At 36.7% G+C, this 18,253-nt stretch carries 18 protein-coding genes; 6 read left to right on the forward strand and 12 right to left on the reverse strand.

The annotated features are described in order from the left end of the window. Positions 1–20: 20 nt before the first annotated feature. Positions 21–317 carry a hypothetical protein gene (locus NAG76_01305; GenBank protein ID URN94923.1) on the reverse strand — a complete coding sequence of 99 codons (297 nt, stop codon included), beginning with the start codon at positions 315–317 and terminating at the stop codon, positions 21–23. A gap of 335 nt (positions 318–652) precedes the next feature. Between NAG76_01305 and NAG76_01310 the strand changes: the two genes are divergently transcribed. Beyond that, entirely contained in the window at positions 653–1,960 is a 1,308-nt protein-coding gene (locus NAG76_01310) for a stalk domain-containing protein (GenBank protein URN94924.1), read from the forward strand. Between the two features lie 76 nt (positions 1,961–2,036). Here NAG76_01310 and NAG76_01315 read toward each other — a convergent pair whose 3' ends face one another. The 3 genes from NAG76_01315 to NAG76_01325 all read right to left on the reverse strand — a co-directional run bounded on the left by NAG76_01315 (position 2,037) and on the right by NAG76_01325 (position 4,670). Beyond that, on the reverse strand, positions 2,037–2,969 hold the full coding sequence (locus tag NAG76_01315; protein ID URN94925.1) for an AEC family transporter: 933 nt from the start codon (positions 2,967–2,969) through the stop codon (positions 2,037–2,039). A gap of 13 nt (positions 2,970–2,982) precedes the next feature. After that, entirely contained in the window at positions 2,983–3,612 is a 630-nt protein-coding gene (locus NAG76_01320; GenBank protein URN94926.1) for a nitroreductase family protein, read from the reverse strand. 176 nt (positions 3,613–3,788) lie between these two features. Then, positions 3,789–4,670, reverse strand: coding sequence for an EamA family transporter (locus NAG76_01325; protein ID URN94927.1), 882 nt, complete (start codon positions 4,668–4,670; stop codon positions 3,789–3,791). A gap of 399 nt (positions 4,671–5,069) precedes the next feature. Between NAG76_01325 and NAG76_01330 the strand changes: the two genes are divergently transcribed. Both NAG76_01330 and NAG76_01335 read left to right on the forward strand, forming a co-directional pair. Then, on the forward strand, positions 5,070–5,231 hold the full coding sequence (locus NAG76_01330; protein ID URN94928.1) for a hypothetical protein: 162 nt from the start codon (positions 5,070–5,072) through the stop codon (positions 5,229–5,231). 330 nt (positions 5,232–5,561) lie between these two features. After that, entirely contained in the window at positions 5,562–6,212 is a 651-nt protein-coding gene (locus tag NAG76_01335; GenBank protein ID URN94929.1) for a metal-dependent hydrolase, read from the forward strand. Between the two features lie 126 nt (positions 6,213–6,338). On the opposite strand, the gene NAG76_01340 is transcribed toward NAG76_01335, so the two are convergent. Further along, positions 6,339–7,271 carry a manganese-dependent inorganic pyrophosphatase gene (locus tag NAG76_01340; protein URN94930.1) on the reverse strand — a complete coding sequence of 311 codons (933 nt, stop codon included), beginning with the start codon at positions 7,269–7,271 and terminating at the stop codon, positions 6,339–6,341. A gap of 372 nt (positions 7,272–7,643) precedes the next feature. After that, positions 7,644–9,038, reverse strand: coding sequence for a threonine synthase (gene thrC, locus NAG76_01345; protein ID URN94931.1), 1,395 nt, complete (start codon positions 9,036–9,038; stop codon positions 7,644–7,646). A 414-nt stretch (positions 9,039–9,452) separates the two neighbouring features. Here thrC and NAG76_01350 point away from each other — a divergent pair, with 414 nt between their 5' ends. Next, entirely contained in the window at positions 9,453–10,856 is a 1,404-nt protein-coding gene (locus NAG76_01350; protein ID URN94932.1) for an MBOAT family protein, read from the forward strand. 143 nt (positions 10,857–10,999) lie between these two features. Beyond that, positions 11,000–12,160: a DHHW family protein gene (locus NAG76_01355; GenBank protein URN94933.1), complete on the forward strand. Its 1,161-nt coding sequence runs from the start codon at positions 11,000–11,002 to the stop codon at positions 12,158–12,160. Between the two features lie 244 nt (positions 12,161–12,404). Here NAG76_01355 and NAG76_01360 read toward each other — a convergent pair whose 3' ends face one another. The 3 genes from NAG76_01360 to NAG76_01370 all read right to left on the reverse strand — a co-directional run bounded on the left by NAG76_01360 (position 12,405) and on the right by NAG76_01370 (position 14,666). After that, positions 12,405–13,283, reverse strand: coding sequence for a DUF72 domain-containing protein (locus NAG76_01360; GenBank protein URN94934.1), 879 nt, complete (start codon positions 13,281–13,283; stop codon positions 12,405–12,407). After that, positions 13,283–13,741 (reverse strand): MEKHLA domain-containing protein, encoded by a 459-nt coding sequence (locus NAG76_01365; GenBank protein URN94935.1) that lies wholly within the window; start codon positions 13,739–13,741, stop codon positions 13,283–13,285. Before NAG76_01365 ends, NAG76_01360 begins: the two co-directional genes overlap by 1 nt. A gap of 142 nt (positions 13,742–13,883) precedes the next feature. Continuing rightward, positions 13,884–14,666 carry a TerC family protein gene (locus tag NAG76_01370; protein URN94936.1) on the reverse strand — a complete coding sequence of 261 codons (783 nt, stop codon included), beginning with the start codon at positions 14,664–14,666 and terminating at the stop codon, positions 13,884–13,886. Between the two features lie 401 nt (positions 14,667–15,067). Between NAG76_01370 and NAG76_01375 the strand changes: the two genes are divergently transcribed. Further along, on the forward strand, positions 15,068–15,388 hold the full coding sequence (locus NAG76_01375) for a thioredoxin family protein (protein URN94937.1): 321 nt from the start codon (positions 15,068–15,070) through the stop codon (positions 15,386–15,388). A gap of 15 nt (positions 15,389–15,403) precedes the next feature. Here NAG76_01375 and NAG76_01380 read toward each other — a convergent pair whose 3' ends face one another. The 3 genes from NAG76_01380 to NAG76_01390 form a co-directional block, all read right to left on the reverse strand. Beyond that, positions 15,404–16,699, reverse strand: coding sequence for a TraB/GumN family protein (locus tag NAG76_01380; protein ID URN94938.1), 1,296 nt, complete (start codon positions 16,697–16,699; stop codon positions 15,404–15,406). A gap of 172 nt (positions 16,700–16,871) precedes the next feature. After that, positions 16,872–17,372 (reverse strand): VanZ family protein, encoded by a 501-nt coding sequence (locus NAG76_01385; GenBank protein URN94939.1) that lies wholly within the window; start codon positions 17,370–17,372, stop codon positions 16,872–16,874. A gap of 2 nt (positions 17,373–17,374) precedes the next feature. After that, positions 17,375–18,232, reverse strand: coding sequence for a M15 family metallopeptidase (locus NAG76_01390; GenBank protein ID URN94940.1), 858 nt, complete (start codon positions 18,230–18,232; stop codon positions 17,375–17,377). Positions 18,233–18,253: the final 21 nt, after the last annotated feature.

Consider the following 18,253-nt stretch of genomic DNA (forward strand, 5'->3'; position numbering starts at 1 on the left):
TTATTTTAAAATGTTAAGTTTTACGATCGAGAATTCTCTAAATCTTCAATCCGCTTTTCCAATCTTTCAATATCGTCAAGCATAGCCACACGTTGTTCTTTTAATAACGATTGCACTCGATCCTGAACCATAGTTTCAATGCTTAATTTTGTTTCTTCACCCTTTTTGAGAAGTGTTTGAGCTAAATTTGCAGATTCTTCCTTACTGACTTGTCCTTTCTGTACAAGTTCATCAATCGTACTGTCGATTTTATCTTTACTAACAACTGCTAATCCTAACATTAATGATATTGCTTTATCTACTGAATCCTTTACCATAATAGCAACCCCTTTATCGTTAATAATAGTTAATTTACTTCATCATTACTCTAATTCAAATGCAACATAAATATTGGAACAACTTAGTTCTTATTCATTGTTTGTTATTTTGAAAAAACTATGCAAAAAAATACAATTTAGTGAAATAAAAAAACGATTATAATCCTATCAACCTATTGCGAATATCATGAACATAAAAGTCTTTTGGGATACTATTAAAACTTGGAATGTTTTGGTATATTTATATGAAGTATTTATATGAAGTATTTATATCATTGGGGGATATTGGTGTAGGAAGAGATTTAACGTCTGACACTAATATACAGGAGGACAAAATGAAGAGAATCAATCATTTCAAAAAATTGGTAATGGCATTATTAGTTGTTGTATTGGCAATATCTTTTCCGGTAACAAAAGACGCTTCCGCAGCAACCAATGCAATTACTGCTGTTATCGATGGAACCAAAGTGAACTTTTCAAATGATCCAATTATGAAAGATGGTACGACTTTAGTGCCATTCCGTGCAATTTTTGAAGCTTTACAATTAAAAGTAGGTTGGAATCAAGCAACACAAACAGCTACAGGATCAAATGATACTTTGAAAGTGGAGTTAGTGATGGGTTCTAAATCTGCTAAAGTTAACGGTAAGACAGTAAGTTTGGCTCAAGCGCCTTCAGTCATTAATGGATCAACTATGGTTCCACTTCGCTTTGTGGCAGAAGCTAGTGGGGCAGTCGTTTATTGGGATAATAAGAAACGTCATATTGATATTTTGTTCAATGAAGATATCAAATTCAACAAAGCTGCTTATTATAACGATACAGCATCATTAAGTGCTTGGCTGAAAAAAGGGAAAACGATCGAGCAAACGTACAACGGCCAAACGCCGTTAATCGCTGCAGCAAGCGGTAACTCATTAGATGCAGTCAAACTTTTGTTGTCAAACGGTGCAAACGTTGATGCAAGAACAGCAACCAACTGGACACCTCTATTATGGGCAGCATATCATGAGAATGATGCGATGATTAAAGAACTTCTCGATTATAACGCAGATAGCTCGTATACTGTCGGTTCTACCCAAGACCAGATCAAAGCCCAAAACAACTTGACTAACTATTTGAAATTCGGAAGTACATATTCTCCGCTTAATGGGGATATATATTTGCCTGTAGCGTGGGGAACAGAAGCAGATGTCGTAAAATCAAGACTTAAAGATTCCTACAATTATGGAGATACTGTCAATGGATCTTACAGACAGTATTACGAAACTTATCTGGAAAACGGATCATATGCTGATGCAATGTATACTTATAAAAATATGAAACTAACTAAAATTACTTATTTATCAACATATGAATACGGCGAATTTGATACTGCAATTGACGATTACCTCTACGAATTGAAAAGATACAAATCATTACACCGTTCTAATCTTAAATTTAACGAGATCTGGGGAGTTCCTTCAGATGAACAAGTCTATTCTAATGTGTATGGTGTAGATAGCTATGAAAAATACGAGACTGCACTTTGGTTAGATGATGTAGCTTTTACTGCATCTGAACTAAAGAATGGTATGAAATATACTATTAATTTATTTGCATATAATAACGGAGTCGCTCTTACCATTGAATATTCGAAATAACACGTTTGAGTAAAACAGAACTAGCCAGCGTTAGCCGATTAATATCGACTGACGCTGGCTATTCGAACTTCCTCTTCTATGCATTAATATTAAGCATAAAAATAACTGCTGTAACGGTAAATATACTAATTAATGTAGAAATAAATACTGCTTGTGACGCAAATTCCTTCTCATTATCGAATTCAACTGCGAGTAATACACTGCTTAACGAAGTAGGCACTGCAGAAGAAACGATTAAAGCTGCAGATGTTAATGGATCAAGATTCATTACACTTACAACTAACCATGCTAATACTGGGCCACCTATTAAGCGAAGTATACCAGCGATCGATACATCTATTGCAAGTGATTTGGAAATTTTCCATTCCATTTGTCCAAGTTGAACACCAAGCGTTAATAATGCCGTACCGATAAAGGCATCAGTAATATAATCGATCGGTGTTTGGATGGGAGCTGGAATAGGAATTTCAAACCCTCTCATTATAAATGCCAGCGGTATAACATAGATGACAGGCATAGAAAGAATCGTCTTCCATACTTCCTTCATACTAGTCTTGTGCGCATTTACACTGTATACGCCATAGGTATTCGGAATTAACGACTGCATCATCATAATAATAACTTGAATCCCTAACGTTTCTTTATTACCGGCAAACGCTAGTTGATTCAATGGTATGCCATAATTTGCACTGTTATAAAATAACACACTATTTTTCATCGCACTTTTCATCGTTGGACTGTAACCACGAAGACGCATAACAATCTCAACAACGATATATTGTAATATCATAAAAATGACAAAAAATAGTAATACTTTTCCGATAATGCTAACCGAGATGGCGGTTTCGTATACTAATGCAAAAATAATAGCTGGTGAGAACAAATAAAAGTTAAGTTTGGAAAGCGTCTTAATATCTAGATGAAAGATTTTCTCAAGCGTAATGCCTATGGCAATCATTATTGACATAGGCATTACGTTTTCTAATAAAATATGAAGAAAAATACTCATTACTATAGTATTCCTATTCTACATTATACGAAATAACCAATTCGTCTAATGATTTTCTCGGAGTTGGACCATTCACTTTATGGAATGATTCATCTAGTTGATCAATAGAACCAGGCTTACCGATTGCAATAACAACATGAGGGACGAAATTCTCAGGCATCGCTAACAATTGCTTCGCTTGTTCGCGATCATATCCACCCATCGCTCTTGTAGAAAGTCCTAGCATCTTCGCTTGAAACGCAATAGATGCCCATGCAGCACCAGAATCAAATGCATGATTATTGTTTGTTTTACCTTCAGGTAAAGAAGTATCCCCTGCAAGTAAAATATAAGCAGACGCTTTATGTGACCACACTGCATTACGAGGCAAAATAAATTGCTCGAATAAAGCTTTTTGTTCTGCAGTTGTAGCTACAAAGAAACGCCACGGTTGAAAATTATTAGCTGAAGGTGCATAGCTAGCTGCTTCAAGAATCGTATTCATTTCTTCCTCAGAAATCTCATATGGTTCAAAAGCTCGTGTGGACCAACGATTAATGAATAATGGACTTACCTCATGCTTTGGTTGACGGATAGCCAATGCTTCCTCATTGTAAGATGTAACGTTCTGTACTTCTATCTCTTTAATATGGTTCAAACTCATGTCTGTCTCCTCCTAAAACTTTTTGTTTACTTCTTGATGAACTACTTTGCTAACGAAAAGTTACTTCGCAAGCATAAGCTAACTTTTTGTTTACTTCTTGATGAACTACTTTGCTAACGAAAAATTACTTCGGAAGCTAATTAATTTAGTACTAAAACACTTTCCTTTTCATTATATCACCGGAATAAATGAATCAGCAATATGCCACAAACAGCAAGTATCATCCCAACGACTTCAAACTTAGTGAATGGTTCCCGTACAACAAACCTTGTATAGAGAAGAATGATGACAACATTTAACGCGATTACTGCTGATACGAGTCCAGTCTTACCTAATTGGAATGCTTGAAGGATAAGCATCATGCCAACCACATTTGTTATCCCGACCGCTAGACCTATGCCGAAAGTTGATTTATTGCTGAATACTTTTATCGTCGGATCCGGTTGAACCGTACTAACCGAATTCTTTTTCCCACGTTGTTCGATAAGCCACCAAATGCCAAAACAGACTGTACCAGTAGTAAACATCATCAACAATGTAGGATATCTCTCTGATTGGAGCATTGTTGACCATTTGCCTGAAAGATCATTTCCTGCAAAAAATAACATCGCCAATAAACCCCATTGTGCTCCTTGCAAATTCGATAGAGAAATATCAGAAGAATACCGAATTGTTAATATTCCGATGAGCAATACAAGAAATGCTAATAATTGCATCGTATGTAAAGTCTCATCCCAAAGTAGGTAAGCAGCTATTACAACGACTACGGATGGTAATGCGGTAAGTATGGCAACAATAGAAGCTTTACCTACTGCAAATCCTTTATACATACATGCACTAGCAGCAAATGAGAATAATCCCATCTGTATCCCAACTAAGCTCGACATTGACCATGTTGCACCCGTCGCCAAAATAATTGTACCGTTAATAATCATACCCGAAGCAAAGACACCACATAACATTAAATTTCTATCAAGTAGCATTGTGCTTGTCTTATGATATAATATGCCACGTAATCCAAAAGCTAGCGCTGCAAACAATGCATACATTAACCACATACTCTAGTTGCCCCTCTACTACTAACATTCTACTAATTCTATAACTAGTATCATGAAACGGCAAATGAAAACTTGTATTAAATAGTTTAGCTAGCTAAAATCATACTAAATAAATTAATATTACGATCTTTTTCATCATATCCATTCCATAACAAAGGCTAATTGATCACCTAATGGATAAGTCGAAATTTATTCTGCTCACTAATAACGAGTTGTGGCAATATCGAGTTTCAAGGGTATGATATGTTACTATTAGTGAAGGAAGTTCAAAACGCAGACTATGATGACGTTCACAGGCTTTGTAGTGCTTTCGGCATCGAAAATGAAGCGAACTTGGGAAAGCCTGCTTTCTGAATATTGATTTTATGAGGAAAAGTGCGTCATGAAAGGAGTACTACCATGTTTACACTTCAAGAAAAGCAATTTCTACTGCAATTATTGAAGAGCAAGACACGCTTTGGTTGGTTCAATCGCAAGAAAAAGCAAGCAATGCAACAAGAGTTGATCGAAAAGTTGGAGCAGATGGTGCGGAATGAACAAGTCAACAAGTCTCACTTGTAGGCTCGCTTGTGATCACGATGAGTTGCTTCGTAGTGGACTCGACAGCGAAGATGGCATTCATCGCTTGCTCCAGTGCTCATGTACCCACTACGTACATTCCGCGCTTCGCTTCACTAGCTTCATGCCATCTTCTTGGTGCTGACAAGCGAGCATGCTTACTTAAGACAGCTTGCTTGTGTTACTTCGTTGCATTTCTTGGTGATGACAAGTGAGCACGCTCACTTGGTTCATCTTTGTGACGCTTCGTTGCACTTCTTGGTTCATCTTTGTGACGCTTCGTTGCACTTCTCACCCACACAACTACAACTAGATTCTACTTCAGGAGGTTTTATGAACGGAAAAACACATTTGGCGATTGGAGCTACCATTGGAGCGGCTTGTACATTGTACTTTTCACCGGCTCAGCAACTAGAATCCATCGTGGCATATATTGGGGTAGCAAGTTTTTCAGCACTAGCAGCTGATCTTGATGGTCCTAGTATCCTCACAAGAAAATTAACAAAGGTTAGTCGTAATCTTCATCAGTTCACTCTTATTGGTGGTATTGCTGGATTAGCTTTCTCTCTTTATTTATGGCTAACTACGTCTTCCTTCTCACCCTTATGGATTGGAGCATCAGTTGCTGCTATCCTTATTGGTCTTATCGTTAATCGCAGTGCTATGCGTAATGCATTAGTAAGCATTATCGGTGTTGGACTTGGAGTATATGGATTTTCAGAAAGTTGGTATTGGCTTATCGGTCTTGGCGTATTTATTGTAATTGCTCCTTGGCTCAAACATCGTGGACTCACTCATACGATTTGGATTGTACCTTTATGGGGACTAATTGGCTATGGATTAGAGCAACAACTAGCCATTGAGGGTCTTGGCTTAACGTCAATACTTGGCTATCTATCGCATATTATCGCCGACATGTTAACACCTGCTGGTGTACGTTGGCTGTATCCATTAACTAAGAAAAAATTTAAGCTGAAATTATAATATAATTCAACCTATTGGTTTCATCTCTTTACTATTACGAAAAAGGAGCACCTTCTCTATGATTGAGAAATGCTCCTTTTATAAAAACTACATACTTAAAAATATACAGTTCAACATTCGTTTATCTTAAAGTGCACTCAATGTCTCAGTTAATACTGGAACGATTTGAGATTTACGAGATACAACACCTTTTAACAATGCAGTGTTGTTATCAAGTGTTACGTTATAAGCTTTTTCTACTGCAGAAGCTTGATTTCCTAAAGCTAGTGCAACTGAATCGTTGTTAAGAATATCAGTTGTAACTAGTAAGAACAGATCAAGTCCTTTTGCATCGATAATCGCTTGTAGAGCTGGCTCAAGTTCAGCTTGGCGAGATAGAACATCATTCGTATCTACAGCATTTACTTGTGCAATTTCTACTTTATAGTTACCCATAGAGAACTCTTTAGCATCTAGGGAAATTAATTGTTCAATTGTTTTGTCACTTAGGTCTGCACCTGCTTTAAGCATCTCAAGTCCATAAACTTGTGGGTCAACACCAGCTATAGCTGCAAGCTCATTAGCTGCTGCAACATCTTGCTCTGTGCAAGTTGGAGATTTGAATAGTAGAGAATCAGAAATAATAGCTGATAACATAAGACCAGCAACTTCTTTCGTTACTTCTACACCGTTTTCTTTGTGAAGCTTATTAAGAATTGTAGCAGTACAGCCAACTGGCTCAGCACGGAAATATAGAGGAGCACTAGTCTCAAAGTTTGCAATACGGTGATGATCGATAACTTCTACAACACGTACTTGATCGATATCATCAGCACTTTGTTGACGCTCATTGTGGTCAACAAGAATAACGTCACTTACTTCATTAGCAACAGTTGCTACATAACGAGGAGCTTCTACTCCAAAATAGTTCAATGCATATTGCGTTTCACCATTAACGTCGCCTAGACGAACAGCTTCAACATCTGCACCTAGTTTAGTTTTTAAGTCAGCATATACTAATGCTGAAGTAATTGTATCCGTATCAGGATTTTTGTGACCGAAAATTAAAGTTTTAGACATGTTTTTTAACTCCTTAAATTTTATTTTCTTCTCGATACCCTTCACCTTTATAAAAGATAATGAAATACCGGAAGTATATTTGTTATACAAATAATATGATTACATTCTGACTGACAAGCATCTAACAAATATTATACTCTGTTTCCCACATTATTCCTAGTCTTTTACTATGAATATTTTCCCTGTTTTTGTATAATTACAGATTTTTTCCTCATCCAATTAGCAACGGAGAGGACTAATCACTGTGGAAAAGCGATAAAACAACGATTGGTCATCGCAGCGGTCAAACCCTCCCACCAGAAAACAGTAAAAAAGCTACAGTCTTGCATCGTTACAACATGCAAGACAATAGCTCATACCTATTCATAATGATTATGCACGATAGAATTGTTCAATCGCAGTAGCAATCGCCGCTTTATCACCGGCAATGCGTGTTTGACGTTGCGATTTATTGAATAGCGCTTGAATTTGTTCTGGATATTGTTGTTCAATTCCACATAATTCAATAGCTTCATTAAATTTACCAGGATGTGCAGTAGCAAGAGAAATTGTAATCTCACCTTCACCAGCACATTGATTCGCAGCTGCAACACCACATGCACTATGCGGATCTAACAAGTAGTTTGTCTCTTCCTTATAATTAGATATAGTAGCTAGACATTCCGCACCTAGCACACCGTGAGCGGCAAATTCAGCTTGTACCTTAGCAAGTGCTTCCGCAGAAATTGAAATTTCACCTTCAATTTTGAATTGCTCCATAATTGAAGTAATAAGCTCAGCATCTTCTCCAAGTACATAATACAAGTAACGCTCAAAGTTGCTTGCCACTTGAATATCCATAGAAGGACTATGTGTCATACGGAAATCACCAGGCATATACACACCTTCATTAATAAAGCGTTCTAAAATATTGTTCTCATTTGTAGCTAAGATCAATTTATTAATAGGTAGCCCCATACGCTTAGCTAAATAACCGGCAAATATATCTCCAAAGTTACCAGTTGGTACACTGAAGTTTACTTTTACAGAACCTGTATCTTTGGAAACTTGGAAGTAAGCGTAGAAATAATACACAGTTTGAGCAAGAATACGTACAAAGTTAATAGAATTAATCGCAGCAAGTTGATTTTCAGCTTTGAAATCAAGATCGGCAAATAGCTCTTTAATGATTCGTTGGCAATCATCAAAATTACCATCAACGGAAAGATTCAATACATTATCTTCTTGCACCGTTGTCATTTGCAATTCTTGTACTTTACTTACTTTTCCATGTGGATGTAGAATACAAATTTTAATGCCTTCTTTACCACGTACACCTTCAATTGCTGATGCACCTGTATCACCTGATGTCGCGCCAAGAATATGAATTTTATCACCTTTCTTTTTGGCAACATAGGAATAGAATTGACCCATAAATTGTAACGCAATATCTTTAAACGCAAATGTAGGTCCGTGGAATAACTCCAATAAATATAGCTCATCAGTTAGCTTTTTCACTGGTGTTACTTCTGGATGACGGAATGTGCTGTAACTTGCAGTTACTAGTTCCTTCAAATCATCTGCAGGAATTTCATCATTCGTGAAATGAGAGAAAATTTCAAGCACTAGCTCTGTATAGCTAAGCTTGCTCCAAGCCTGTAATGTATCTTCAGAGAAAGTTGGAATTTCCTTCGGGATTAGTAAGCCACCATCATTAGCAAGACCCATCATGAATGCATCGACAAAACCAATACTACCAACTTTTCCTCTTGTACTAATGTACTCCATTATTCTTCCTCCTAAAACTTTTTAGCTTCGTGATGTGCTTCTCGTGTATAAAAAGTTGCATCGGAAGCATACCCTAAAACTTCTCATTAGCTTCACAACATAACTTCAGAATGAATAGTTACTCTGGAAGCGTAAGCTAGAAATATTCTTTTAGCTCTCGATTTGACTTCATTAAAAAGATAAGTAGCATCGAGAGCATAAGTACTCTATTGCACTTTCGTACATAACTATTAATTGCATTTTACCATCGTTTGCCCGAAAAATGAATGTTCAATTTGTACAATAACTTATAATTCAAATACTGGCAATCGAATCAGGTATAAATTACAAGATGATATTATTGCAACATTATGCTTGTTCCTATCGTTTAATTCATATAACTCTACACTATTCTAACATAACAGGGGACTACTTATGGTTTTTAGCAGCTTATTATTTATTGTTTTCTTTCTTCCAACCGTTCTATTACTGTATTATATTAGCCCACCGAAGTTTCGAAATTGGATTCTTCTTATCAGCTCTTTCATTTTCTACGCATGGGGCGAACCGATCTATATCGTCCTACTGCTAGTATCTACGACAACTGATTTTTGGTTAGGTAAATGGATTGGAAATACGCAGCGTGGTGAGCGATCGCGTAAAACCATGCTCATTATTTCTATAGCCATTAACTTAGCTGTCTTATTTTTCTTCAAATATGCTGGTTTTCTAATCGATAATTTGAATAATGTACTAGGAACAAATATTGCTGATTTAGACTTACCATTACCAATCGGTATTTCGTTCTACACGTTCCAATCGATTTCATACATCGTTGATGTATATCGACGTAAAGTTGAACCACAACAACATTGGGTGCCATTTGCAACCTATATTGCGCTGTTCCCACAATTAGTCGCTGGCCCTATTGTTCAATATAGTACCATTGCAGCGCAACTGAACCATCGTAAATTTAAGGAATCGGAATTTGCAGAAGGCATTCAACGCTTTATACGTGGACTTGCCAAAAAAGTACTTCTAGCCAATAATATTGGTTTGCTTTGGGATCATATTCAGTCTCAGCCAATGGACACCATGTCAATCTGGCTAGCTTGGCTCGGTATTATTGCATTTGCATTCCAGATCTACTTCGATTTCAGTGGTTACTCGGATATGGCAATTGGGCTTGGACTTATGTTTGGTTTCCGATTCAACGAAAACTTTAATCTGCCTTATCTTGCTAGAAGTATTACAGACTTTTGGAGAAGATGGCATATTTCACTTAGTAGCTGGTTCAGAGATTACGTATATATTCCACTCGGTGGAAATCGACAAGGGCTTTGGAAGCAATTAAGAAATATTATGATTGTCTGGGCACTCACAGGAATTTGGCATGGAGCCAGCTGGAACTTCGCATTATGGGGTATCTATTTCGGAATCATACTTATATGTGAGAAGTTATTCCTCCTGAAATGGTTAACTCGTTCTCCGAGATGGTTACAACATAGTTACGCCATTATTTTAATACTGTGTGGATGGGTATTATTCGTATTTGAAGATATGACCGTCATGGGTCAATATATCATGTCAATGCTTGGCTTACATGAAGGTTCAATATGGATTAGTGATGAACTATTATTCCAACTTAGAAATTACTTTGTGTTGCTAGCCATACTCGTAATCGTATCCATTTCACCAAAATTTAAATGGTGGAATCGATTCACTAAATCAACTAGTGGCCTAATTATTGTCTGGGCGATTCATATGTTATTGATGTTCGTATCGATAGCGTATTTGGTGGATGCGAGTTTTAATCCATTCCTATACTTCCGTTTCTAAGAGAATGTTCAAAAAGCGGACTTTGATAACGATGACTATGCTTACGTAGCTTAACGACACAACAAGTTTGCCTATTCTTTCGAATTACTTTTCTTCGCACTGACATTTTACTTCAAGTAAGAAAAGTTTAAGGAGTTACAACGATGACTAACAAATGGAATGCCAAATTGTATATTATTGGATTTATGGTGATGCTAGGTGGATTATTACTTCTGTTCATCGTCTCACCTAAAGGTACTTTCTCACAGTTTGAGAATCGTACTCTGCAAAGCAAAGTTGAGTTCAGTTGGGAAGCACTTGTAGATAAATCATTCGCAGAAGATACGGAAACGTATCTATCTGATCAATTCCCTTTTCGCCAACAATGGTTTATGGTCAAATCAATTGCTGAACAAGCTCGCCTGATGACCGTTAACAATGGCATTATTCATGGGGATAATGGTTACTTATTTGAACCAATGGAAGAACCTATTTGGGGAGATGTGGAAAAATATGTGGATAGCATCAACAAATTCCAAGGTGCTTTTACAAATACACATATGTCTCTGCTATTAGCACCAACTTCCGTGGAAATGTATCCACAATATTTACCGAAATGGAGCAGTTCATTCTCTCAGAAACTGACTAATGAGACCATCAAATCTTATTTATCCACAGATATTAATTTCATCGATGGAATTGATGCCCTTCAACCGCATACAACTGATGATAATAATCTGTATTTCCGCAATGATCACCACTGGACGAGCTATGGAGCGTACTACGCTTATACAGAGTATATGAAAAGTCTTGGCATCGAGCCCATTACTTTAGAGGAACTGCAACCTACTACAGTATCAACTAACTTCCTTGGTAGCTATGACACTAAGGGACAATTTTGGGGAGCACAACCTGATGAGATTGTAGCTTTTACTAATCCATGGTTTAGCTCACAGCTGTTTATTGTTGATGATGGTTCGACTAGCGATTCTTTGTACTACGATAAATTCTTAGAAGTAAAAGATCAGTACAGTTATTATCTAGGTGGGGTTCATGCACTAATGACGATTACGAACGCACCGATTAATGAGCAGACAGAAAAGCAGCCTGAAATTGACAAGTTACTTGTCATTAAAGATTCTTATTCGCATAATCTTATTCCATTACTAGTTAACCATGCTCGTGAAATTCATGTTGTTGATCCTCGTTATTATAACGGTTCAATAAAAGCATACATGGAGCAAGAACAATTTGATGAAGTATTACTACTTTACAATACACCAACATTTATTACCGAGCGTAGTTTGCTAAATTTGAAAAGATAATTAGAAAGATCTATTATTGCGTGTTCAAAAAGCAGGCTTTCAGAGCCAAGAAGATGGAGCGCTACTTGATAAAGGCGGAAGCGCAAGTGTACGTTATTGGTACACGCGAACCTTAAATGTTTCTGCAAGAAACATACCTCGGAAGCTTATGCTAAACTTTCCAAGTTCGCTTCATATTCGATGTCGAGCAGGCTACGTTAGCATACTCAACGCTATCAAAGTCTGCTTTTTGAACTTCCTCGACTTAGAATAGTTCCAACTGCTCGACGCTCTGAGGTAATGCATCCATAGGTTGCTTACCGTCAGGGCGTTTTTGCCCTAAAAGCATCATAAGCATCTTAGCATTACGGGCAGCATGTCCACCCGAGTTATTATTGAATATAACAAATACGTCTTGACTACCTTGAGATAATTGCTCTAGCCTCGGTAACCATTCTGCTAATTGTTGCTCACTATAATCGTACAAATACCTTACTTCCCGCCACTTATCGTCGCCTGTATCGTTCCAACCACTCTCATTGCGACCATGCAATCTAACCATTGTTAATATTTTATCCGTAGACTCAATAATCATCGGAATACTTCCATCCCCAGCTTGAGGTTCATCACATACACTATGAATCCATTGCTCATCTTTCATAAATTGAATTGTCTTTGCTCTCATCTCACTCTTAAACCAGCTCTGATGACGAAATTCGAGTGAACAAGGAATATCTCCCATTAGTTTCTTCGTTGAACGAAGAACCATTACATGCTTCGTCATACAATCAAACCAAGGCGGATATTGAAATAAAACACATAATAGCCGATCCAACTCAATGAGAGGCTGAATCATCGTAAGAAATGCAGCAAACATTTCCTCTTTCTTTGAAGCAATTCCAGTACTCCCACGTTGATGACCCGTCATACCTTGATAGGCCTTCACAATAAATTTGAAATGAGGTGGAGTTTGAGCGATCCATTGACGTATCCTTTCGGGCGACTGTATCGCATAAAAAGTACTATCAATTTCAACAATTTCAAAATGCTTCGCATATGCCGATAACTTATCTGTACTTCTTACACCTTTAGAGTAGAGTGAATCATGATCACCCCATCCACCAAGCCCAATGTAAATGCTCATTATTTCATCTCATCTCCATTGTCGATGTACTCGTAGTCAGAAAATGTAGCCGCTTGACCACAGTATTTCCCACTTTCATCAATCAAATTCCACACGGTTGCTTGCTTAATATAAAATCGTCTCCCAGAACTAGAAATGCGAACGCCCGTATAATCTGCTACATATCCATTAGTCGTAACTTCCGACATAAATCTTGCTCTTTCTGATCTTTCCAATGGCTCTGCAGTCAACCTAGATGGTGTTGAGATAAATTGTTCCTCCGTCATTTCCCATAACTGCATCGCTCGTTTATTGCCATAATTTAAGATTGGATCATCCTCAGTACCGTGCGACAAAATAATGCATTTAGCCTTATTCAATTGATCCAATAATGGTGTATCTGGGGTATCATTAATTAACTTTTTACCCGTCCATTGAGTGTAGCTATGTATTAATAATTGTGCATGTTTCTCCAACATAAAAAAACACTCCTCACTAGCTTGCATAAGTTCACTTTAGCAAGAGTGGGGAGTGTTGACAATGGCATTCTTTAAGAACGCTATATACAAAATGCTTAATCGAATTCGAATAGGTTGCCAACTTACAACTTTTCAATAAAATCTAAGCAGACTGTTTAGTACCTTCATCTGATACTTTACCTTTGTTTGATAATAACCAACCAACCACAGCGATAGCAATAAGTACAAAGTAGAACGTTAGCTTCCAGCCTGTTGATTCTGCAAAATCATGAGAGATTACTCCTACAGATTCATGAGCTAATGTATGAACAGCAAGCTTAACACCTACCCAACCTACAATAACGAATGCGGCAATTTCAAGACCTGGACGACTTTCAAGTAATTTAACAAACATATTTGCTGCAAATCGCATAATAATTACTCCAATAAGTCCTCCAAGGAATATGACGATGAAATGACCACCATCCATACCACCTATTTTCGGTAAAGTAGTAGCTGGTAACGATACAGCAAGTGCAATAGCTGCTAATATTGAGTCGATCGCAAAAGCGATATCCGCTAATTCAACTTTTAATACAGTAACCCAGAAGCCACTGCCTTTTTTCTCTTTCTTTTCATTCGATGTATCTTTAGAATGGAACCATAATTTTCTTATAATATGGTTGAGCGCGATAAAGAGTAGATACAATGCTCCGATCGCTTGAACCTGCCATATATCGACCAAGAAAGAAATAATAAACAATGATAAAAATCTAAATACTAATGCTCCAAATAACCCGTAAAACAATGCCTTTTTTCGTTCTTCTTCTGGTAAATGTTTTACCATGATTGCAAGTACGAGTGCATTATCAGCAGCTAATAAACCTTCTAATGCAACAAGAATTAGTAAAACTGAACCATACTCGAAAAAAATTGACCAATCCATCGTATTCCTCCTAAAATTTTCTAAAACCTCTAAATTCCCTTTGTTCTCTTTAACATTCCCTTTCACTCGTCGAAAAGTACTTACATAATTATTTCCAATAATTTTCTCGAGAATAGAGTGTTTAAGAGCAACCCCTTTGAGCAAGCGTCAATATCATCTCATCACACAAAAAAGACCTTTGCCTAAATAGGCAAAGGTCTTGCAAACAACGGTAATTTCACTCGTTGCCAATAAAACCGGAGATTTCTCTCGTAATGACGACTTTATTGTATTAGCTACTCCCCTTTGGAGGTATGTGCATATGAAATTTTATGACTCATGACAGTCTATACGGCGCTTGTTCTTAAGGGTTTCATTTTTTCTCAAAAAATATTATGCTTATTTGTATGGAGGGAATATTAATGAATTCAATAATTACAGAACTAACAGAAGATCAGCTTCACCACATGGCTTCCATAGAAATTGGAAGAGTCGCCATACTATTTGCATCGCCTTTTTGCGGGACATGTAAAGTTGCATTAACAATGCTACAAATTGTACAAGAAGTAGGTGTTCCATATTCGCTTTATCAAGCGAATATTAATTACACACCATATTTCCGTGAAATATGGCAGCTTAGAAGTATACCCGCACTTGTACTAATTCATAATGGTAAAGTAATCGACATAGTCTATGCCATTCAATCCGTAGACTCACTCTATACAAAATTGCAAATAAATTAAATTATAATTTAAATTCTATAATCTATCAACCTTGTATCCTTGTGCTTCTAGCATTTTAATTATACTATCAGGTCCAGCCATATGAAGTGCACCTGCAATTACAAAATAAGTTTTTGTCTCTGTTCCATTCAAATATCCGATTACTTTCTCCGTCATCCCTTTATTACGATTTGTTAGCATGCCGTTATAGTAATCCAGTTCTTCTTTTTTTATAGATTCTGCCATACTATCTAATGTGGCTAGATCTCCTGCTTTCCAAATATCAAGAAGATAATCAGAACCACTATTTACATCGTATCCTTGATCAGCATATTCAATCATCTGAAGCGTAGTTGCCAATGATGATTCTTGATATTCGTCAGAGAAACTACTTAACATATTATATTGTAAATAAGCAGTTTCAAGTTCTAGATTCGGCATTTTCTGTTCTGCAGCTGCCTCTAGGAAGTGAATATCGATACCATACTCCGAACTGATCTTCTCATCTTCTGGAAGTAGCTCTTGAAGAATCAAATTAAGGAACCAAACTTTGGTCTTGTCGATCACTTGCATATTCAATCCTTTTTTCTTAGCTAGATCTACCAATTTCGCATATATTTCTGGAGATACATGGTCTCTAAGTGTTTTTCCGTCTTCATAATACATTAACTTTTGAATAGCTTCTTCTTCTTTTTTCGTTAGTGGTTTTGTTACATCAACTTCAGTGACAACAACATCAGATGCATCAAATGCCTCTGTTATTTCAGTTCTCAATGGATATAATGCTTCATCTCCTACATGAATCGAACCTAGTAAGTAAACAACATTTCCGTTATTCTCAACTTTCCATAAAAAACCTTGAGATGCTAATTCCGGATCGGTTGTTTCTTCTTCAGGAATTGTATACATATCTGTTAAATAGATAGAATTAGTTGCTTTATTAAAGTCAATATTCAATAATGTAACAGGCTGTAATTCTCTTAATGGAGCATAAGTCGTATTGTTACGCTTAATAATATCTAACTTGTCGACGACCACTTCGCCATATTCAGAAACTTTATTAGTGTTCAAATCAATAATAGATTCGAATCCATCATATGAAACTGTAATCGACTTTGCTTTACCCGAATAGGTTACAGTATAGCCTAGTTCTTCGAAATAACTGCGTAATGGTATGTATGTTTTACCTTTTTCAATGAATGGAGCCTCGGTTAAGGCTAGCTTTTCTCCATTGTAATATACCGTTGCTTTTGTAGAACTTGCTGCATGAGCAGGTAAAGCGATTGTGAAGATTAGTAAAAATGCAAATAAAATAGATAAACTCTTTTTCACTAGTTTCTCATCTCCAATTCATATAGTCATAGAAACTATCATATCATGAATTGGTAATATTTTACTAGTGTGTAGTGATAATGAATCACATAGCCAAACACAAAAATCTCAAGTCTTATGAATAGACTTGAGATTTTTGGTACTCCCTCACTAGTTTATCCTATAGCTTTCATTAGGCTACTTTTTGAGCTTTCCCGAAGCGAAATACTCTCCTTACTATATAGCTACCAATAACTACAATTCCCGCTCCAATTACCCCACCAGAGGTATTCAGAATAAGATCATCTACATCGAAAGAACCCATCGATAGAAATAATTGCATACATTCTAGTGATAAACTAATTCCAAAAGAAATGATGAGCGACAGCAACCACTTCTTTTTTACCAATAAACTAATGATAATACCAGTCGGGATAAATATAGCAATATTGCCGTATAAATTCATAAATTGCGATAAGCTTTGTTGACTTCCTATACTTGCTGATATCGTATCGAAAGGCACTAGATTAGCCCACTCTAATCTATTAGTAATGATTTCTGGTCGCACCAATGATCTTTTGGCCTGCTCAATTAATGTCATCATTGAGACTGGACCGAACTTGAATAGAATGATTTTTAATAGAAAGAACAAATTCACAATAAAAAGTGGTATTAATAAACTTTTGCGTAGCATACTTATTCTCCTCCTACAACCGATGTTACGATAATTCCGCCCTTATTATCTCCTGATATAGTGTAGGAATGGTTTGAAGGAACTTTAATTTTCAGACCATGTTCAAAGGAATAATAATTAATATTATATTTTTCCCCATTAATTGTTGTTGTAAATGCAGGGTTCTCACTTATGTAATCTAAGTACTCTTCTAAAACCCATTGATGCTCTTTCATAATGATACTATGTGGAAGTCCGACGTAGCGAAAATGCCAAGGCTCATATTGTATCCCCGTAACATCGATTTTATTTTCCGGGTAGCGCAATATAAATCCAAAGTCCGACGCATTTTCCCTCAACCATTTTCCCTCAGGTGCATCTTCCATCTTACCTACTGATGAACCTATATCCAATGATAGTCCCACATTATGTTCACTATACCCTGCCGGCAGGGCATATGCAGGCCCCATTTCATTATATAACGAAGCTTGCTTCGCATTATTTCTATATCCACTACTTAATATAAAATTTGTTATCCCATCTTGCTTGGCTTGGTCGACCATTCGTTGAAAACGAACCACGACTGATTTTGATAGTTTTACATCATCACTACCAACTTGAAATCCACTCTTTTCATGGATTTCTTCTACAACTAACACAATATCATCCGCTAATCCTTCATTGATCATCTTATGGTCTCGGTTAACTAAAATTAGATCACCTGCATATTTCATATTTTCATCTATCTGTAAGACATCATATCCACCTTGGCGAAACTCATTATTCTCAATTTCTATTAGTTGGACTTCACGTTCCTTAAAACCAACAAATAGATAGATAAGTACAGCAGCTATACATGACGCAACAATTGCTTTCTTCATCTTTATCTTCCCTTCATTACG

The sequence above is a fragment of the Candidatus Pristimantibacillus lignocellulolyticus genome, assembly GCA_023639215.1.
GTDB lineage: Bacteria > Bacillota > Bacilli > Paenibacillales > Paenibacillaceae > Pristimantibacillus > Pristimantibacillus lignocellulolyticus.